The sequence below is a fragment of the Agrobacterium sp. FDAARGOS_525 genome (assembly GCF_003938925.1).
Classification (GTDB): domain Bacteria; phylum Pseudomonadota; class Alphaproteobacteria; order Rhizobiales; family Rhizobiaceae; genus Agrobacterium; species Agrobacterium pusense.
Window position 1 is genome coordinate 811427 of record NZ_RKIU01000003.1, and the last position, 18213, is coordinate 829639.

Here is an 18213-nt window from a genome sequence, read left to right on the forward strand (position 1 = left end):
GGAGAGACGAGCCTTTGAACCCGGATGTTACCGCAATGCCCTTAAGAAAGCCTGCATATATCGCGCGATTCCAAGGCCGTTCGGACTGCAATGTCGACGAACACCGTTCACATTTGCGGGAGCGCGTTCTGCCATTCCTTTATGGCTTCAACAGGCCAGACAAGCATGACGACGTTGAGCGTCAGATTATCGCGGATCAGCCAGCCGGTGAATATCTCGAAGAAGATGGCGGCCACCACCGTTAGCCACACCGGCGCACGGGCGGCGAAGAAGAAACCCAACGCCATAAAAACCGTGTCCATCGCCGAGTTCAGGATACTGTCGCCCGTGTACCCCAGCGCCATCGTCGCGGTTCGGTAGCGATCGATGATGATGGGCGAGTTTTCAAGAATTTCCCACGCGGCCTCTACCAGCACCGCAAGGGAAAGCCGCATGGAAAGCGGCTTGTTGCGGAACAGCAGCCACGCAAACCAGTAGAACAGGAAGCCGTGGATGATATGTGACGGGGTGTACCAGTCGGCGATGTGCTGGGAGTTGCCCGGTGTATTCACGCCAGGCTCGAACAGCTTCACGTAACCGCATTCACAAATCGGAATGCGGCCCATGGCGTAGAGAATGATGATCTGCAGGAGAAGCAGCCCGGCGGCCACGCCGAACCATTTAAGCGAACGCGAACGGGAAGCCGGCATCTCCGCAACTGTCATTTTTCGTCCTTGCCAAGCGGCTCGACTGAGTGGCGCATCACAAGCGGCATCTGCGCCATGGTGAAGATGATGGTGATCGGCATGGTGCCCCAGACCTTGAAGGCTACCCAGGTGTCTGTGGAGAACATGCGCCAGACAACCTCGTTCAGCACCGCCAGAAAGAGGAAAAAGATGCCCCAGCGCAGCGTCAGCTTGCGCCAGCCCTCATCCGTAAGCCTGAAGGCGGAATTGAAGACGTAACCGAGCAGCGACTGCCCGAAGAACAGGCCGCCCAGCAGAATGACGCCAAACAGCGTGTTGACGATGGTCGGCTTCATCTTGATGAAAGTGTCGTTCTGCAACCACAACGTCAGAGCGCCGAACACGAAGACCACGATGCCTGAAATCAGCGGCATGATCGGCAGCTTGCGCGTCAGCACCCAGGAAACGGAGAGCGCAATCGCCGTCGCGATCATGAACAGGCCGGTGGCGATGAAGATCGGGCCACCGAACTCTGTCAGAACCGGAAAAGTGGTGGCAAGCCATTCGCCGCGGGAATTCGCGAAAAAGAAGACGACAAGCGGGCCAAGCTCAAGCACGAATTTCAGGAGCGGGCTGATTTCCGCCACCATCTTTTCGCTTTCCTTGGAATTGCTTTCAATATCCATACTCAAACTCCCGCAATGGCCTTGGCGAAATCTTCCGCCTCGAAGGGCTCCAGATCGTCAACACCTTCACCCACGCCGATGAAATAGACCGGCAGCTTGTGTTTTGCAGCGATGGCGACGAGGATACCGCCCCGCGCCGTGCCATCCAATTTTGTCATAATCAGGCCCGAAACGCCCGCAACATTGCGGAATATTTCCACCTGGTTCATGGCGTTCTGGCCCGTCGTTGCGTCCAGAGTCTGCAACACGGTGTGCGGCGCATCCGGATCGAGCTTGCCGAGCACGCGCACGATCTTTTCCAGTTCCGCCATCAGTTCCGTTTTGTTCTGCAAACGGCCCGCCGTATCGATGATGAGCACATCGCTTTTTTGCGCCCGAGCCTGCTCATAGGCATCGTAAGCGAGACCCGAGGCATCTGCCCCAAGCTTGGTGCCGATGAAGTCCGAGCCGGTGCGGTCGGCCCAGATCTTCAACTGCTCGATCGCCGCTGCGCGGAAAGTATCGCCGGCCGCCAGCATCACCTTGAGGCCCGAGCCAGAAAGCTTGGCGGCAAGCTTGCCGATGGTCGTCGTCTTGCCCGTACCGTTGACGCCGACCACGAGAATGACATGCGGCTTGTGCGAGAGATCGAGTTCCAAAGGTCTGGCAACAGGCTTTAGCACCTTGGTGATTTCACCAGCCATAATGCGCGCCACATCTTCGCCACTGACATCCTTGCCGTAACGCTCCGAAGACAGGGCGCCGGTGATGCGCATGGCGGTCTCGACACCAAGATCCGACTGGATGAGCAGATCTTCCAGCTCGTCGAGCGTATCTTCATCCAGCTTGCGTTTGGTGAAAAGCGCCGAAATCTGTGTGGTTAGCTGCGAAGACGTGCGGGCAAGCCCGTTTCGCAGGCGCTGGAACCACGTCAGTTTCACCTCAGCTACGGCAGGCGCAGGCTCCTGCCGTTCACTGGCGGACGAAAAACCCTTTGGCAGGGCTGGTGGAACCGCAATGGGTTCAGGCGCGGTCGCGGCTTCCGCCTCGTCAAGCAGCGCATCCATCGCATCGGCATCAAGCACGATGTCGGCAGCCTCCGGAATCGGCTCGACCTGCTCCTCGGCAGCGGCTTCCGCCTGCAGCAACGACAATGGCACCAGGCCCATATCGCCGGAAAGCTCGGCACCGGGAAGAAGCGGCGCGTCCTCGTCTTCATTCTCGCCGGAGGAGGCTAGATCTTCCGCCTCGTCGGGGGCCGGGCCGCCGGCCGTCTCCATCTCCAGTTCGGAAACAGGATCCCTGTCGACAGCATCATGCGCTTCGGCGTCGTTCAGCGCCGCTTCGAAAGAGGCGTTTTCATTGCCGCGCTCAAGCGCAGCATTCTCTTGTGGCCGCTCTTCCGTTTCGGCCTTGTCCTTGCCGAACGAAAAGACTTTTTTGATGAAGCCGAGGGCCATGGTTGTTCCCGTGTCTCTTTTCTTGCGCTGCCTCAGGCCGCATCTGCCGCCAGAAGCCTCATATTCAGATGTTTGCCGTTGTGGCCGGTAATCGCAACCCGCGCAAGGGTGCGCGGGGCAAGATCAGGTGCCGCCACCAGCGTGAAATTGTCCGTATGGGCAAAACCGTTGTTTTCAACAAGAATGGTCTGCACCGAACCAACCATTCCTTGCAGATGCGCCACCTTAAGCGACTCCCCCCGCACGCGAAGCCTCGCCGCCCGCTCCTTCACAAGCGCTCGGTCCAGCTGCGGCATGCGTGCGGCGGGCGTGCCGGCACGCGGGCTGTAGGGAAAGACATGCAGGTTGGAAATGCCGCATTCTTCCGCAAGCGTCGCCGCGTTCTCGAACATCTCTTCAGTCTCGGTCGGAAAACCGGCGATCATATCCGCGCCGAAGGCCACATCGGGCCTGAGGGCCCGCACCTCGTGACAGAAGCGGATGGCATCGGCACGTGAATGGCGGCGTTTCATGCGTTTCAAAATCATGTCGTCGCCATGCTGGAGTGACAGGTGCAGATGCGGCATGAAACGCGGCTCACCGGCAATCAGATCCATCAGATGGTGGTCGGCCTCGATACTGTCGATGGAAGAAAGGCGCAGGCGCAGAATGTCGGGCACCTGCTTCAGCAATGTCTTGGCAAGATAACCAAGAGAAGGCTCACCCGGCAGATCGGCGCCGTAACTGGTCGCGTCCACGCCGGTCAGTACGATCTCGCAATAACCGCTCTCCGTCAGCCTGCGGGCCTGATCCACCACCGCACCCATCGGCACGGAGCGCGAATTGCCACGGCCATAAGGTATGATGCAGAAGGTGCAGCGATGATCGCAGCCGTTCTGCACCTGAATGAAGGCGCGCACATGCCCGTCTATGTGCTTGACCATCTGCGGCGCAGTCGCCTTGATGCTCATGATATCGTTGACACGCAGTTTTTCTTCCGCCGAAACGCCAAAATCCGGCAGCGCGCGATAGGAGGCGCTTTTCAGCTTTTCCTCATTGCCCAGCACCGCATCCACCTCTGGCATGTCGGCAAAGGTCTGCTTCTCGGTCTGGGCGGCACAGCCCGTCACGATGATGCGCGCATGTGGGTTGTCGCGCCGGGCGCGGCGGATCGCCTGACGAGCCTGTCGCACCGCTTCCCCGGTCACCGCGCAGGTATTGACCAGCACGGCATTGTTAAGCCCGGCCTTTTCGGCCTCCGCCCGCATCACTTCCGATTCATAGGTGTTGAGACGACAGCCGAAGGTTATGACCTCGACCCCGCTCATACAGCCCCCCGCTCGACAGCATCCCGCGCCCACAAGCCGGTAATGGGATCGACGGAGCCCGACCATTCCCATTCGGCCGGGCCGGTCATGATGACGTGGTTATCTTCACGCCAGTCGATGGTCAGCGGCACGCGGATCGGGCTTGAGGCGACATCGATGCTGACCTTGCGGCCGGTGCGGCCGGTGCGGGCAGCGGAAACAGCTGAAGCACAGGCGGCCGAACCGCAGGCAAGCGTTAGCCCGGTGCCGCGCTCCCAGGTGCGGGTGCGAAGCGCGCTGTCTGAAATCACCTGCGCCAGCGTGATATTGGCCTTTTCCGGAAACACCGGATGGTTTTCGAGCAACGGGCCGAAGCGTTCGAGATCGAACTCCATCGGATCACGATCAACCCAGAATACGGCGTGCGGGTTGCCCATCGACATCACAGCGGGCGAATGCAGGATCGGCGCGTCGATCGGCCCGATCTGCAACTCGATGCGGCTGGTATCGTGGAATTCTTCCGAAAGCGGAATGTCGCTCCAGCGGAAACGCGGGAGCCCCATATCGACCGATATCATGCCGTCTTCATGCTCGACGGCATTCAGGATACCCGCTACTGTCTGGAAGGTGAAGCTGGTCTTGCCGGTTTCGGACGACAGGGCCTGCACCACGCAACGCGTGCCGTTGCCGCAGGCCTGCGCCTTGGTGCCATCGCAGTTGAGGATGTCAATATAGGCATCCGTTCCCGCGATACGCGGATCGTGGATGGCCATGATCTGGTCGAACTGGGTGGCAGGATCGGCATTGAGGGCAATTGCTGCCTCTGGCGTGACCATATCCTTTCGGCCGCGCATATCGACAACCAGGATCTTGTTGCCAAGCCCGTTCATCTTCGCAAATTCGACCGTGTTCGCCATCGCTTTAAACCTGAAAACCGCTTTTCATACGGGATTTTCCCGTGCTTTCGCCCTATATGGCGGAAACACCGGCAAATTACCAGACTGTTGCGTCGCAAACGGGGTGGCTGTCAGGCGGAAGGCACGTCGAAAACCTCTCCGGGGCGCATCGGCCGGAAACGGCTCTCCTCCACCCCGTGTTCGGTCAGCGCTGCCTTGAGGGCCACAAGCGGCGCATCCACCGCCTCATCGGTGAGCTGTACCGTACCCCAATGGTGGCCGCAGACATGCGCCGCACCGCAAAGCTTCATGCCTTCCACGGCTTCCGCCGGGTTCTGGTGCTGGCCCTTCATGAACCAGCGCGGCTCATAGGCGCCGAAGGGCAGGTTGGCGAGGCGGAACTCACCATGCTTCTTGCGCGCGGCGTGATAGTTGAGGCCCTCGTGAAAGCCGGTATCGCCAATATGGTAGATTTTCCCACCCGGCGTTTCGATGACGAACGCCGCCCAGAGTGCCATGCGCCGGTCGTTCAGACCACGCGCCGACCAATGATGGCACGGCTCGAAGTGAATTTTCACCGCACCGGCATCAATCAGATCCCCCCAGTCGCCCACCTCGATGCGCGCCGCCTGAACGCCGGTACGGATGATGGCATCATTGCCGAGCGGCGTGATGAAAAGCGGCTTGTGCGCCACATGCAGGCGCTTCAGCGTCTCCATATCCAGATGATCGTAGTGATTATGCGTTACCAGCACCAGATCGATGGGCGGCAGATCCTCGAAACGGATACCGGGCGGGTTGACGCGCTTGGGCCCGGCGAAGCTGAACGGGCTCGTGCGCTCAGACCACACGGGATCGACGAGAATATTCAGGCCCGCTGTTTGGATAAGAAAGGAAGCATGGCCGATGAAGGTGACACGCATGTCTTTACCCTCGACCCGGCTGTCCGGTTTCGCAAACGGAAACGGGCTCGCATAGCTTTCCGGCCACTTGGCGCGTTCACCGTTGAAGCGCCATTTCAGCAGACCCATGAAGTTGCTGGGCGGCGTACCACCGGGATTGAAAAAGCGTATCCCGTCGAAATGATCGGAGATAGGGCCGCTATAATAAGCGCTGGCGCTTGAACGGCGAGCATAAAGGCCGCCGCCCGCCAGAGCGAGCAGGCCAACAGCGGAAAAACGGAAAAATTTTCGACGGTTCATGAAAGATGTATAGGTGGCGAAGAAGCGGCCTTCAAGGAGGTCGCATCGCGGTCTGCTGACGATCACGCAAAGATGAAATCGGCGCGTTCGCAGCTGAAATCCGGCATCGCCTTGACTTTTCCGGCACTTTCCTGTTTATCCCGACCATCAGCTGGCAGTTTCACGACTCCAAGCCGCCGACCGGGACCCGAAAAGGTATAAAGAGATCCCGGAGGTCAACACCCGACAGCGCGATGCGCCCTCGGGTGCTTTTTGGCTTTGCGTCTTGTTTTTGCCAGCGAAAGCACCGACGTTTCGGAAACCCGGAACGAAGAAGGAAGAAACGATGTTTGAAAACCTCCAGGACCGCCTTGGTTCCATTCTGAATGGACTGACCGGCCGTGGCGCGCTGACGGAAGCCGATGTTGCCGCCGCCCTGCGCGAGGTTCGCCGTGCGCTGCTGGAAGCGGATGTGGCCTTGGAAGTCGTACGTTCCTTCACCGACAGAGTGCGTGAAAAGGCCGTCGGCGCGGCTGTTCTGAAATCCATCAAGCCCGGCCAGATGGTCGTCAAGATCGTCCATGACGAGCTTGTCGAAATGCTCGGCACCGAAGGCGTCTCGATCGACCTTCATGCGGCCGCCCCCGTCGTCATCATGATGGTAGGTCTGCAGGGCTCGGGTAAAACCACAACCACCGGCAAGATCGCCAAGCGCCTGACCGACCGCGACAAGAAGAAGGTGCTGATGGCATCTCTCGACACGCGTCGTCCGGCCGCACAGGAGCAGCTTCGCCAGCTCGGCGTCCAGACCGGCGTCGACACGCTGCCGATCATTGCCGGCCAGTCGCCGACGGATATTGCCGCACGTGCCGTGCAGGCCGCAAAGCTCGGCGGGCATGACGTCGTCATTCTCGATACCGCCGGCCGCACACACATCGACGAACCCTTGATGCTGGAAATGGCCGACATCAAGAAGAAGTCCAACCCGCATGAAATCCTGCTGGTCGCGGATTCTCTGACCGGTCAGGACGCCGTCAATCTGGCGCGAAATTTCGATGAGCGTGTCGGTATCACCGGCCTTGTTCTCACCCGCATGGACGGTGACGGCCGCGGCGGTGCGGCCCTCTCCATGCGCGCCGTCACCGGCAAGCCGATCAAGCTGATCGGTATCGGCGAGCGCATGAACGAACTCGACGAGTTCCACCCGCGCCGTATCGCCGACCGTATTCTCGGCATGGGCGACATCGTCTCGCTGGTCGAAAAGGCCGCCGAAAACATCGATGCGGAAAAAGCCCGCGCCATGGCCGAGAAGATGGCCAAGGGCAAGTTCGACCTCAACGATCTGGCCGACCAGCTTGCCCAGATGAAAAAGATGGGCGGCATGGGCGGCATCATGGGGCTGATGCCCGGCATGGCCGGTATGAAGGACAAGATGGCTTCAGCCGGCATGAACGACAAGATGTTCGATCGCCAGATTGCCATCATCTCCTCCATGACCAAGGCGGAGCGCGCCAATCCGGATATTCTGAAACACAGCCGCAAGAAGCGCATCGCCGCCGGTTCCGGCACGGATGCCGCCGAAATCAACAAGCTTCTGAAGATGCATCGCGGCATGGCTGACATGATGAAAGCCATGGGCGGCAAGGGCAAAGGCGGCATCATGAAGCAGATGATGGGCGGCCTTGCCGGCAAGATGGGTCTCGGTGGCATGATGGGCGGCGGCATGCCTGATTTGTCCAACATCGATCCGAAGCAGCTTGAAGCGCTCCAGAAGCAGGCGGAAGCCGCCGGCCTCGGCAAGCCGGGTGGAATGCCCGGCCTTGGCGGTCTGCCGGGCGGATTGCCAGGTCTCGGTGGCGCAAAGCTGCCGGGTCTTGGTGGCATGCCGGGCCTTCCCGGCTTTCCGAAAAAGAAGTGAGGGGGACGCCAATGAACAATACAGAGGTGAAAGCCCAGCTTTCCGAATACCGCCAGTCGATCGACAACATCGATGCCGCACTGGTTCACATTCTTGCCGAACGTTTCCGCTGTACCAAGGCGGTGGGCGTGCTGAAGGCAAAATACAATTTGCCGCCGGCAGACCCGGCGCGCGAGGAATACCAGATCGAACGCCTTCGCCACCTGGCAAAGGACGCCAATCTGGACCCGGATTTCGCCGAGAAGTTCCTGAACTTCATCATCAAGGAAGTCATCCGGCATCATGAAGCAATCGCCGCCGAACATGGCGGCACAGAAAAGACCGCCTGAAAGGCGGACAAGCCATCCTAAGGAGTAAATGACATGGCACTGAAAATTCGTCTCGCACGCGGTGGTTCCAAGAAGCGCCCGTATTACCAGATCGTTGTTGCTGACGCCCGTTCGCCCCGCGACGGCCGCTTCCTCGAGAAGGTCGGTTCCTGGAACCCGATGCTTGCCAAGGACAACCCGCAGCGCGTTGAGCTGAAGGCTGACCTCATCAAGGAATGGATCGCCAAGGGCGCACAGCCGACCGACCGCGTTCTGCGCTTCCTCGCAGAAGCCGGCCTTGCCGAGCGCGCCGCTCGCAGCAACCCGGAAAAGGCAAAGCCGGGCAAGCGCGCTCTGGAACGCGTTGCTGAAAAGAAGCAGAAGGCTGAAGATGCAGCCGCTGCCGCTGCGGAAGCCTCTGCTGCAGAATAATCTGCACGGAAACTTTTGAGGAACGGGTGGCGTGGATTTCCACGCCGCCCGTTTTTTGTTTATTTTGGCGTCAACAGACCTTAAAGCTGACGCAACCAATACCAGAAGACGGACGGCCCGATGGCAAAGCTGGAAAACCCGATACTCATGGCAAAAATTGGTGGCGCGCAGGGTTTGCGCGGCGAAGTCCGTGTCAGCACCTACACCGATGACCCGATGGCATTGGGCGATTACGGCAATTTGGTCAGTGCCGATGGCCGCGTTTTTGAAATCCTGGAAATCCGCGAGGGCAAGAACGTCGTTGTGGTGCGCTTCAGGGGCGTCAACGACCGCAATGCGGCAGAAAGCCTGAACGGGCTGGAACTCTTCATCGAGCGCGACAATCTCCCGGACGATGAACTCGACGATGACGAATTCTACTACGCCGATCTGGAAGGTCTGGAAGCCGTTGACGCCGAGGGAAAAAGTTACGGCGCCGTCAGCGCCGTCTATGATTTCGGTGCAGGCGATCTGCTGGAACTGAAAGGCGCCGGCCGCCGCCCTGCCCTCATTCCCTTTTCCGAGGCTGCGGTGCTCGAAATCGACCTCGAAGCCGGTCGCATCCTCATCGACCCTATGGCCGCCGGCCTGATCGATAACCCGGACGACAAGGACCCAAACGGCGTACCGCCGTTCGGTAAGAAATAAATCCATGACCTTCAAGGCGACGGTTCTGACGCTCTACCCGGAAATGTTTCCGGGACATCTCCAATATTCGCTAGCCGGCAAGGCGCTGGAGCGGAGGCAATGGTCGCTGGATGCCGTACAAATCCGCGAATTTGCCGCCGACAGGCATAGAAGCGTCGATGACACGCCGGCAGGCGGCGGCGCTGGCATGGTGCTGAAGCCGGACGTATTGGCCGCGGCCATCGATCACGTTTCGAATGGCGACACCCGGCCACGGCTGCTGATGAGCCCCCGCGGCAAACCGCTGTCGCAGACCCGTGTGCGCGAACTGGCGGCGGGAGACGGCGCGATCATCGTCTGTGGCCGTTTCGAAGGTGTCGACCAGCGCGTCATCGAAGCACGCGGGCTGGAGGAGGTGTCGATCGGCGATTACATTCTCTCCGGCGGCGAGCCGGCGGCGCTGACGCTGCTTGATGCCGTCGTTCGCATCCTGCCTGGTGTCATGGGCAACGATCTCTCCGGCGTGCATGAGAGCTTCGAGGGCGGGCTGCTGGAGCATCCGCATTACACCCGCCCGCAGGTCTGGGAAGGCCGCGATATCCCCACCGTTCTCACCTCCGGCAATCACGCCGTCATCGACAAATGGCGTCATGAACAGGCGCTGAAGCTGACGAAGGAAAGGCGGCCCGACCTTCTTGAGAAGCCTCAGGTCGAGACGAAATAATAAGCCGTCAGCACCAGCCCGACCGCGATCACCAGCCAGCGAATGACCCACTGCGGCACCCGCCGCGCCGTGTGCACGCCCGCATAGCCGCCAAGCGCTGCCGCGGGAAACATGATGAGCGCCGCCCACCAGGAGACAACACCGCCGCTGACGAAGATCGTAATCGCGATGACCGCAATCACCACCGACAGCAGGTTCTTCAAAGCGTTCAGATGATGATAGCTTCCGCCCGAAGTTATTCCGAGGATGGCAAGCATCATGATGCCCATTCCTGCGCCGAAAAAGCCGCCATAGATGGAGGCAAGCCCCTGGAAGACGAGGCTCGGCAGATTGCCGGGAGAGCGCTCGGTGCTTGCCTTCGGCCTGAGCCAAGGGCCGGCGGCAAAAACGGCGGTGGCGGCGAGAAGCAGCCATGGAACCAGCTGACGAAAGGAGGGGTTGTCGAGCGACAGAAGCAGGAGCGATCCACCCAGCCCACCGACGACGGAAACAGCCGACAGAAGGATCGCCTCGCGCCAATGGGCGCGTATCTCCGGCCCATAGGCGATGACGGACGTGACGTAGCCCGGAAACTGCACGATCGCCGACGTGGCGTTTGCGACAATCGGCGGCAGGCCGGCCAGCGTCATCGCACCGAAGGTCAGGAATGTGCCGCCGCCGGCAATCGCATTGACGACACCTGACAGAAAGCCGGTTGCAAACAGCATGAGAACGATGAATATGGACATGGCCCCTCCCAAGGTTTTCATGCCATATCCGGCCGAAAGCCGCTTCGCAACTGTCAGAGCGCGGCGAAGAATTGATAAAAATTGTCATGAAGGGATGACAAACGGTGCATCCTGGTGTATGTGCCCGCGTGGAATTGGGGTTTACCCCTTTAACCGCAAGCAAAGAATGGCGAACCCGCTCCTGCCGCAAGGCATGACCTGAAGGCATCGACCGACAGGCAACCGTTGAGCGCTCTGGCTGTTTCAGAAGAAATCAGAGGTTAACATGACCAATATCATTCAGCAGCTGGAAGCCGAACAGGCTGCCAAGATCGAAGCAAAGCGCACCCTGCCTGAGTTTTCTCCGGGCGACACGCTGCGCGTCAACGTGCGCGTTACCGAAGGTAACCGTACCCGCGTTCAGGCTTATGAAGGCGTTTGCATCGCCCGTTCCGGCGGCGGCCTTTCCGAAAGCTTCACCGTTCGCAAGATCTCCTACGGCGAAGGCGTAGAGCGCGTATTCCCGATCTACTCGCCGCTGGTCGAAGGCGTTGAAATCGTTCGCCGCGGTAAGGTTCGTCGTGCGAAGCTCTACTATCTGCGCGACCGTCGCGGCAAGGCTGCCCGTATCGTTGAAAACACCGGCACGCGCGCCCGTAAGCTGAACGAGTCCGAGCGCCAGGCAGCTGCCGAAGAAAAGGCACGTCTGGAAGCTGAAAAGGTAGCAGCAGCACAGGCTCTCGCCGCCGAAAAGGCAGCAGCCGAGGCTGCTGAAGCCAAGGCAGCAGAAGAAGCAGCAAAGGCTGCAGAAACCGCAGCAGAATAAGATTTCCAGTTTACTGGATTTACGGAAAAGGCGGTCTTGGGACCGCCTTTTTTGTTGCGCTCACATGTCTTGCTCTCGCTCCGGCAAGCGTGCAATTTGAGAAAAATCGCTCCGGAGCCTTTCATGATCGCCAGACGCCCGTTTCTCGCCGCCCTCGCCGTATTGGCCATAACGCCTGCACTCGCCGGCGCCGTCGATCTGCCGGATCTTGAGGGACGCACCGTCGTCGTGGTCACGGAAAATGCCTATCCGCCGCTGCAATTCGTTGACCCGAAAAGCGGAAAAGCCATCGGATGGGAATATGATGCGATGGAAGAGATCGCCAGACGGCTGAATTTCAAGGTCGAATATCAGAATATTTCCTGGGACGCGATGATCCAGTCAGTTTCTGCGGGGCAATACGACATCGGGATGACCGGAATCAGCATCAAGGACGACCGCAGGGAAAAAGTGGATTTCTCCGTCCCTTATATGCGTTCGGAAATGTTCATGCTGGTGCGGGCAGACGAAAACCGCTTTACCGACGCAAAAAGTTTCGCCGCCTTCGATAAAGGTCTCGTTGGCGCACAGGCCGGCACCACGCCCTTCTACACGGCCGTTTACGATGTTCTGGATGGCAACGAGCAAAATCCGCGCCTTCGCCTGATGGAAACCTTCGGCGCCAGCGTTCAGGCGTTGAAAACAGGCGATGTCGACCTCGTGCTCACCGATGGCGTTGCCGGCAAGGGTTATGTCGATGCGTCAAACGGCACGCTCAAACTGATCGGTGGTCCGCTTGGCGGCGATGACTTCGGTTTCATCTTCAAAAAAGGTTCCGATCTCGTTGCCCGTGTCAATGCCGCGATCGCGGCGCTGAAGGCGGACGGCACCTTCGCCGCACTCGATAAGAAGTGGTTCCTCGACTACAAGCTTGGCGAATGACGCTGCACGACGCCACAACAAAGCGGAACACGCAGAACAGCACGAGCGAGGATTTTCCCTGGTGGCTGCTCGCGATCCTCGTGATCGGCATTGCCCTTGCCGCGATGATCGCTGTCAATGGCATTTACACGCAGGTGTTCAGCACCGTGGCAAAAGGTGTCGGCATCACGGTTTCCGTCACGCTCATGGCCTTTATGCTGGCAACATTGCTCGGCCTTTGCATCGCCCTCGTCGGAATGGCTGATAATATCGTGGCACGGCAAGTGGCACGGTTTTACATCGAAGTGGTTCGCGGCATACCGATCATCGTTCTGCTTTTCTACATCGCTTTTGTGGGAACGCCAGGCCTGGTGGCGCTCTATAACGGGCTGACTGCTCCACTTGTCTCACAGGGATGGGTGGAGCCTTTGCTTGTGCGGGACGTATCGATGATCTGGCGGGCGATCATCGCACTGACCATCGGTTATGCGGCCTTCATTGCAGAGATATTCCGCGCCGGCATACAGGCCGTTCCGGAGGGGCAGATCGAGGCAGCAAAGGCCCTCGGTTTCAGCCGCTATCAGCGCTTCAGGCTGATCACTCTGCCACAGGCGACCCGGACGATCTTTCCGCCGCTGTCGAACGATTTCGTGTCGATGGTGAAGGACAGCTCACTTGTTTCGGTGCTCGGCGTCACCGACATCACCCAAATGGGAAAAGTCTATGCCGCCGGTTCTTTCCGGTTTTTCGAGACCTATTCGATCGTCGCCTATATCTACCTGATCCTGACCATAGGCCTGTCACTGATATTGCGGCGGATTGAAAAGGCGATGCGCTCGAAACAAGGATGAAGGAAAGGGGACAGCCGGCAGCAATCCGGCTATCCCTCTCTTTTGGTTCAGGCGGTTTGAGCCTGATTGCCCATCTTGCGTGTGGCGATGATGACTAGCACACCGGCAAGTGCGAGACAGAAGGCAAGGAAGAACATCGGCGCAATGGTGCTGCCGGTCTGATCCTTGATCCAGGGCACGACGTTTTGCGCCACGAAGCCACCGAGATTGCCGACCGAATTGATGGCGGCGATACCCGCAGCAGCGCCCGCTCCCTTGAGGAAGCGGCCGGGCAGGCTCCAGAACACCGGCTGGCCTGCAAAGATACCTGCAGCGGCGATGCAGAGGAAAGCGAACTGCAACACCGGGTCGCTCAGCAATGCCGACATCAGCAGGCAAAACGCGCCGATAAAGGCAGGACCAACGATATAGGGCGTCTTGTTCTTTGCCTTATCGGCCGCCAGAGGCACGACGAACAAGGCAACGGCAACGATCACCCAGGGGATGATGTTGATGAAACCGTTCGCGGTGTTGGAAACGCCAAAGCTCTTCACGATGGTTGGAAGCCAGTAGCTGAGACCATAGGCGGCCAGCGGAAATCCAACATAGCAGAGCGACATGAACAGAACCCGCGGATTGATCAGGGCTTTGAAGCCATCTTCCGCATGCTCTTCCATGCCCTTGTTCTCTTCGACAAGCCGGTTCTTCAGCCAGTCCTTCTCGTCCTGCGACAGAAACTTGGCCTTTTCGGGCGTATCATCCAGATAGAAGAAGGTGGCTATGCCAGCGATCACAGCCGGAATACCAGTGGCAAGGAATACCCATTCCCACCCGGCATAACCGAGGAAACCGTCGAGATCGAGCAACATGCCGCCGAGCGGCGCGCCGATGGCATTGGCGAGCGCGCTGAAGATCATGAACAGGCCGATCATGCGGCCGCGATAATCGCGCGGGAACCAGAGCGTCATCAGGAACAGCACACCGGGGAAGAAGCCCGCCTCGCAAAGCCCGAGCAGGAAGCGCAGGATGTAAAACATCGTGGCGTTCTGCGTATAGGCAAGCGCAATTGTGACGGCCCCCCAGGAAACCAGAATGCGGGCAAACCATTTGCTGGCGCCGAAGCGGTTGAGGAACAGGTTGCTCGGCACTTCGAAGATGAAGTAGCCGATGAAGAACAGCGACGCGCCAAGACCATAGGCGTATTCGCTGAGGCTCAACGCATCGACCATCTGCAGCTTGGCATAGCTGACATTCTGTCGGTCGATATAGGCGATGAGATAGAGAAGGCCAAGAAACGGCATGAGCCGCCAGGTGATCTTCGAGATAAGGGCCTTTTCGGATACCATATGCTTTCCTCCCTTCGATTTCTCGTCGAATGCAAATGATAAGGGAACCCATCTATATGTGCGCTGCAAAATAGGCAAGTTGCGTTGCATCATAACAATTGCAAAGCGTTGCTGGGCAGGCCGTCTCGCCGTGATGCAGTGCATAGTGCTGGCACGATCCTGTCCTTCAGCCTGTCTCCTGCGCATTCATGTTGCCGTAAAACCATCGATCTGCTATAAAAGTTGCCATGGGATCTAAATTCGGATGTCTCGCTCAGAATGTGTATGTGCTGCAGGACCACAAGCGTCTGCCGGCACGCTTCTTTGCGCGCGTTTCCGGGGCGCTCACCAGCCGACTTAGGCTCGCCTGACAGCACCGCTGTCCACCGCCTTACTGAACCCTATTATCCTTTTCCATGACAAGGCACAGAGCCATGAGCGCACCCCGCACTTTGTATGACAAGATCTGGGACGACCACGTCGTCAATCGCGACCCGGATGGAACCTGTCTTCTCTATATCGACCGTCACCTCGTTCATGAGGTGACGAGCCCCCAGGCCTTCGAAGGTCTGCGCATCGCCGGCCGTCCGGTGCATTCGCCGGCCCGCACGCTCGCTGTGGTCGATCATAACGTGCCGACCACCGCCGACCGGCTGGAAGGCATCAAGAACGAAGAAAGCCGCATTCAGGTGGAAGTGCTGGCTCAGAATGCCAGGGACTTCGGCGTTGAATATTATTCCGAACGCGACAAGCGCCAGGGCATCGTTCACATCGTCGGTCCCGAACAGGGTTTCACCCTGCCGGGTATGACGATCGTCTGCGGCGACAGCCACACCTCCACCCACGGCGCATTCGGCGCACTGGCGCATGGCATCGGCACCTCCGAAGTTGAGCATGTTCTGGCCACACAGACGCTGATCCAGAAGAAAGCCAAGAACATGCTGGTGCGTGTCGATGGCAAAATCCCCGAGGGCGTTACCGCCAAGGACATCATCCTCGCCATTATCGGCGAGATAGGCACCGCCGGTGGCACCGGCCATGTCATCGAATTTGCTGGTGAGGCGATCCGTTCGCTCTCCATGGAAGGTCGCATGACGGTCTGCAACATGACCATCGAGGGCGGCGCCCGCGCCGGCCTGATTGCGCCTGACGAAACGACCTTCGAATACATCAAGGACAAGCCGCGTGCGCCGAAGGGCGAAACGCTGGAACAGGCGATCGCCTACTGGAAGACTCTGAAATCCGACGAGGGCGCCCATTACGACAAGGTCGTCATCCTCGATGCGGCCAATCTTCCGCCTATCGTCTCCTGGGGCTCTTCTCCGGAAGATGTAACCTCTGTTCAAGGCATTGTTCCCAATCCCGACGACATCGAGGAAGAAAACAAGCGCGCCTCCAAGTGGCGTGCGCTTGACTACATGGGCCTGAAGCCCGGCACGCGCATCACCGATATCGCCATCGACCGTGTCTTCATCGGCTCCTGCACCAATGGCCGCATCGAGGATTTGCGCGCGGCGGCGAAGATCGTTGACGGCCGTAAAGTCGCTCCCACCGTTTCGGCCATGATCGTGCCCGGCTCCGGTCTCGTGAAGGAACAGGCGGAAAAGGAAGGTCTGGACAGGATTTTCCTCGAAGCCGGTTTCGAATGGCGCGAGCCAGGCTGCTCCATGTGCCTTGCCATGAATGACGACCGCCTGAAACCCGGCGAACGCTGCGCGTCCACCTCGAACCGCAATTTCGAAGGCCGTCAGGGCTATAAGAGCCGTACCCACCTCGTCTCCCCCGCCATGGCGGCGGCGGCAGCCATTGCGGGTCATTTTGTTGACGTTCGTGAGTGGCAGTGATTGCCGGGTGAAGGTCTGAACATAAAACCCCGGGGTGATCCGGGGTTTTTGTTATTCAGAGATGATCTTTACCCTTTGCCCGGGCTGAATCGTGGCCGTGGCGCCCATCGCGTTGATCATGCGGAACATGTCAAGCTTCCGCTCCGTTCCCATCATCCGCGCCGCCATCGTGGCCACGGTTTCACCCGGCTTCACCGTCACCACCCGCACTCTTAGCGGCTTCAGGGAGGCGATCTCCTGCGGCGTCATCTTGCGGAAGCTGGTGCGCAAGGTATTGGCGATGGAATCGAGTTGCGTATTGCCCTTCGGCACCGCGGTCAGGAACCGGAATATCTGCTGGCCGACGCGGATGACCGTGACGTCGAAATCCCATTTATCCGCGCTTGCCCGGGCTGTCGCGGCCTCCAGTCCGTTGATCTGCGTTTCCTTTACCGTTTCAGGCAGCAGGCCGGCGACCCAGCCGCTCGTCAGGTAATTGGCAAGGCTCGTCTGTTTCGGATCGGCGACGCCGTCGAAACGGATTGCGACCTCGCCCGGCCCTGTCGCCAGGACAGCCTCAACCTTGTTGTCGATCACGAAACCTTCCGGCACGTCGAAACGAATGCCGAGCGTTCCATGCAGGAATGTCTGGCCGCGGACATAACCTTCCTGCGGGCTATCGCCGTAAAGCAGCCCGTCTATACCGTCCAGAAACCAGTCTCGGCCACGATCTCCGACCTGGCCTTCCTGGCCGAAGGCACGGGCATGCCGGCGCGCAAGCTCGATGCGCTGTGGTGTATTGGGGTGACTCGAAAGGAAGTCGAGGCTCTGGTCGTTTTCCGGATCGGCCGAAGAGAACCGCGCATAGGCCGCCATGGAATCAAGAAAGCGCGGCGATGCGTAAGGATCGTAACCCGCCTCGCCAAGCATGCGTACCCCGATCACATCCGCCTGCAACTCCTGCTGGCGCGAAAAAGCTGCAAGCCGCAGCTTGCCACGGGCCAGCGCCTGCTTGCCGGCGAGATCGCTGGACAGGACCTCTGCAACCACGCGGCTCGCAATCACTTCCGCTTCTTCGCGGCGCTGACGTTCGATCCCGTGGTTGGCGGTGACGTGACCCATTTCGTGCGACAGCACGGCCGCCACTTCCGAGGCGTCATTGGCGAGTGCCAGAAGCCCGCGTGTCACATAGAGATATCCCCCGGGCAACGCAAATGCGTTGATGGCAGGAGAGTTGAGAATGGTGATGCGGTAGGACTGCTGGGGATTTTCGGAGACGGCCGTCAGCGCTCCGGCAATCCGGGCGACAAGCCGCTCCGTCTTGGCATCACGATATTCGCCGCCATAGCTTGCCACGATGCGTGGATGTTCGCGTGCGCCCATCTGCGCGCGCGGATCGTTCTTCTGAACCTCTTCCACCGTCTGCGGATTGTCCGAGGGACGCAATGTGGACTGGTAGGCCGGGCTGAAAAGAGATTGGCACGATGACAGCAACACGGCAGAAGCGGTCAGCGCGGACCACGCCGCAGCGAGCCGGCCGGAACGGCGAAGGCCTGAACCGGAGAAGAGCCTCCGCTGTGCAGTCATGCTATTTTTCATTC

Annotated in this window: 18 protein-coding genes; 9 read left to right on the top strand and 9 right to left on the bottom strand. The window is 59.4% G+C overall.

Features of this window, described 5'->3' with window-relative positions; all coding sequences use genetic code 11:
* Positions 1–107: 107 nt before the first annotated feature.
* The 6 genes from EGT36_RS05175 to EGT36_RS05200 form a co-directional block, all read right to left on the bottom strand.
* Positions 108–704 (bottom strand): DUF2585 domain-containing protein, encoded by a 597-nt coding sequence (locus EGT36_RS05175; RefSeq protein WP_037090173.1) that lies wholly within the window; start codon positions 702–704, stop codon positions 108–110.
* Positions 701–1351, bottom strand: coding sequence for a septation protein A (locus tag EGT36_RS05180; RefSeq protein WP_006698265.1), 651 nt, complete (start codon positions 1349–1351; stop codon positions 701–703). Before EGT36_RS05180 ends, EGT36_RS05175 begins: the two co-directional genes overlap by 4 nt.
* 2 nt (positions 1352–1353) lie before the next feature.
* Positions 1354–2790, bottom strand: a complete 1437-nt coding sequence (gene ftsY, locus EGT36_RS05185) for a signal recognition particle-docking protein FtsY (RefSeq protein ID WP_037090171.1) — start codon at positions 2788–2790, stop codon at positions 1354–1356.
* Positions 2791–2822: 32 nt separating this feature from the next.
* On the bottom strand, positions 2823–4097 hold the full coding sequence (gene mtaB, locus EGT36_RS05190) for a tRNA (N(6)-L-threonylcarbamoyladenosine(37)-C(2))-methylthiotransferase MtaB (protein WP_037090170.1): 1275 nt from the start codon (positions 4095–4097) through the stop codon (positions 2823–2825).
* Positions 4094–4993 (bottom strand): diaminopimelate epimerase, encoded by a 900-nt coding sequence (dapF, locus tag EGT36_RS05195; RefSeq protein WP_125270111.1) that lies wholly within the window; start codon positions 4991–4993, stop codon positions 4094–4096. Before dapF ends, mtaB begins: the two co-directional genes overlap by 4 nt.
* Before the next feature lie 110 nt (positions 4994–5103).
* Positions 5104–6174: an MBL fold metallo-hydrolase gene (locus EGT36_RS05200; protein ID WP_125270112.1), complete on the bottom strand. Its 1071-nt coding sequence runs from the start codon at positions 6172–6174 to the stop codon at positions 5104–5106.
* 325 nt (positions 6175–6499) lie between these two features.
* On the opposite strand from EGT36_RS05200, the gene ffh reads away from it, so the two are divergent.
* From ffh to trmD, 5 genes are all read left to right on the top strand, one after another.
* Positions 6500–8071, top strand: coding sequence for a signal recognition particle protein (gene ffh / locus EGT36_RS05210; RefSeq protein WP_037090167.1), 1572 nt, complete (start codon positions 6500–6502; stop codon positions 8069–8071).
* A gap of 11 nt (positions 8072–8082) precedes the next feature.
* On the top strand, positions 8083–8400 hold the full coding sequence (locus EGT36_RS05215; protein ID WP_003505091.1) for a chorismate mutase: 318 nt from the start codon (positions 8083–8085) through the stop codon (positions 8398–8400).
* 33 nt (positions 8401–8433) lie between these two features.
* Entirely contained in the window at positions 8434–8811 is a 378-nt protein-coding gene (gene rpsP / locus EGT36_RS05220; protein ID WP_004443943.1) for a 30S ribosomal protein S16, read from the top strand.
* Positions 8812–8931: 120 nt separating this feature from the next.
* Positions 8932–9498 carry a ribosome maturation factor RimM gene (gene rimM / locus EGT36_RS05225; protein ID WP_037090166.1) on the top strand — a complete coding sequence of 189 codons (567 nt, stop codon included), beginning with the start codon at positions 8932–8934 and terminating at the stop codon, positions 9496–9498.
* 4 nt (positions 9499–9502) lie between these two features.
* Positions 9503–10201: a tRNA (guanosine(37)-N1)-methyltransferase TrmD gene (gene trmD, locus EGT36_RS05230; protein WP_037090165.1), complete on the top strand. Its 699-nt coding sequence runs from the start codon at positions 9503–9505 to the stop codon at positions 10199–10201.
* On the opposite strand, the gene EGT36_RS05235 is transcribed toward trmD, so the two are convergent.
* A complete protein-coding gene (locus EGT36_RS05235) occupies positions 10183–10929 on the bottom strand; it encodes a sulfite exporter TauE/SafE family protein (protein ID WP_006698271.1) in 747 nt (248 codons plus the stop codon). The genes trmD and EGT36_RS05235 overlap by 19 nt on opposite strands.
* A gap of 265 nt (positions 10930–11194) precedes the next feature.
* Here EGT36_RS05235 and rplS point away from each other — a divergent pair, with 265 nt between their 5' ends.
* The 3 genes from rplS (at position 11195) to EGT36_RS05250 (ending at position 13485) form a co-directional block, all read left to right on the top strand.
* Positions 11195–11734 carry a 50S ribosomal protein L19 gene (gene rplS / locus EGT36_RS05240; protein WP_003505101.1) on the top strand — a complete coding sequence of 180 codons (540 nt, stop codon included), beginning with the start codon at positions 11195–11197 and terminating at the stop codon, positions 11732–11734.
* Between the two features lie 123 nt (positions 11735–11857).
* Positions 11858–12655, top strand: a complete 798-nt coding sequence (locus EGT36_RS05245) for a transporter substrate-binding domain-containing protein (RefSeq protein WP_125270113.1) — start codon at positions 11858–11860, stop codon at positions 12653–12655.
* Complete coding sequence (locus tag EGT36_RS05250) at positions 12652–13485, top strand: amino acid ABC transporter permease (RefSeq protein ID WP_037090162.1); 834 nt, start codon at positions 12652–12654, stop codon at positions 13483–13485. Before EGT36_RS05245 ends, EGT36_RS05250 begins: the two co-directional genes overlap by 4 nt.
* A gap of 47 nt (positions 13486–13532) precedes the next feature.
* Here the strand turns inward: EGT36_RS05250 and EGT36_RS05255 are convergent, their stop codons facing one another.
* Entirely contained in the window at positions 13533–14810 is a 1278-nt protein-coding gene (locus EGT36_RS05255; protein ID WP_037090160.1) for an MFS transporter, read from the bottom strand.
* Positions 14811–15223: 413 nt separating this feature from the next.
* Here EGT36_RS05255 and leuC point away from each other — a divergent pair, with 413 nt between their 5' ends.
* Positions 15224–16633, top strand: a complete 1410-nt coding sequence (gene leuC, locus EGT36_RS05265) for a 3-isopropylmalate dehydratase large subunit (protein ID WP_037090158.1) — start codon at positions 15224–15226, stop codon at positions 16631–16633.
* Between the two features lie 51 nt (positions 16634–16684).
* Here leuC and EGT36_RS05270 read toward each other — a convergent pair whose 3' ends face one another.
* Positions 16685–18199: a M48 family metalloprotease gene (locus EGT36_RS05270; RefSeq protein ID WP_034500057.1), complete on the bottom strand. Its 1515-nt coding sequence runs from the start codon at positions 18197–18199 to the stop codon at positions 16685–16687.
* Positions 18200–18213 lie beyond the last annotated feature (14 nt).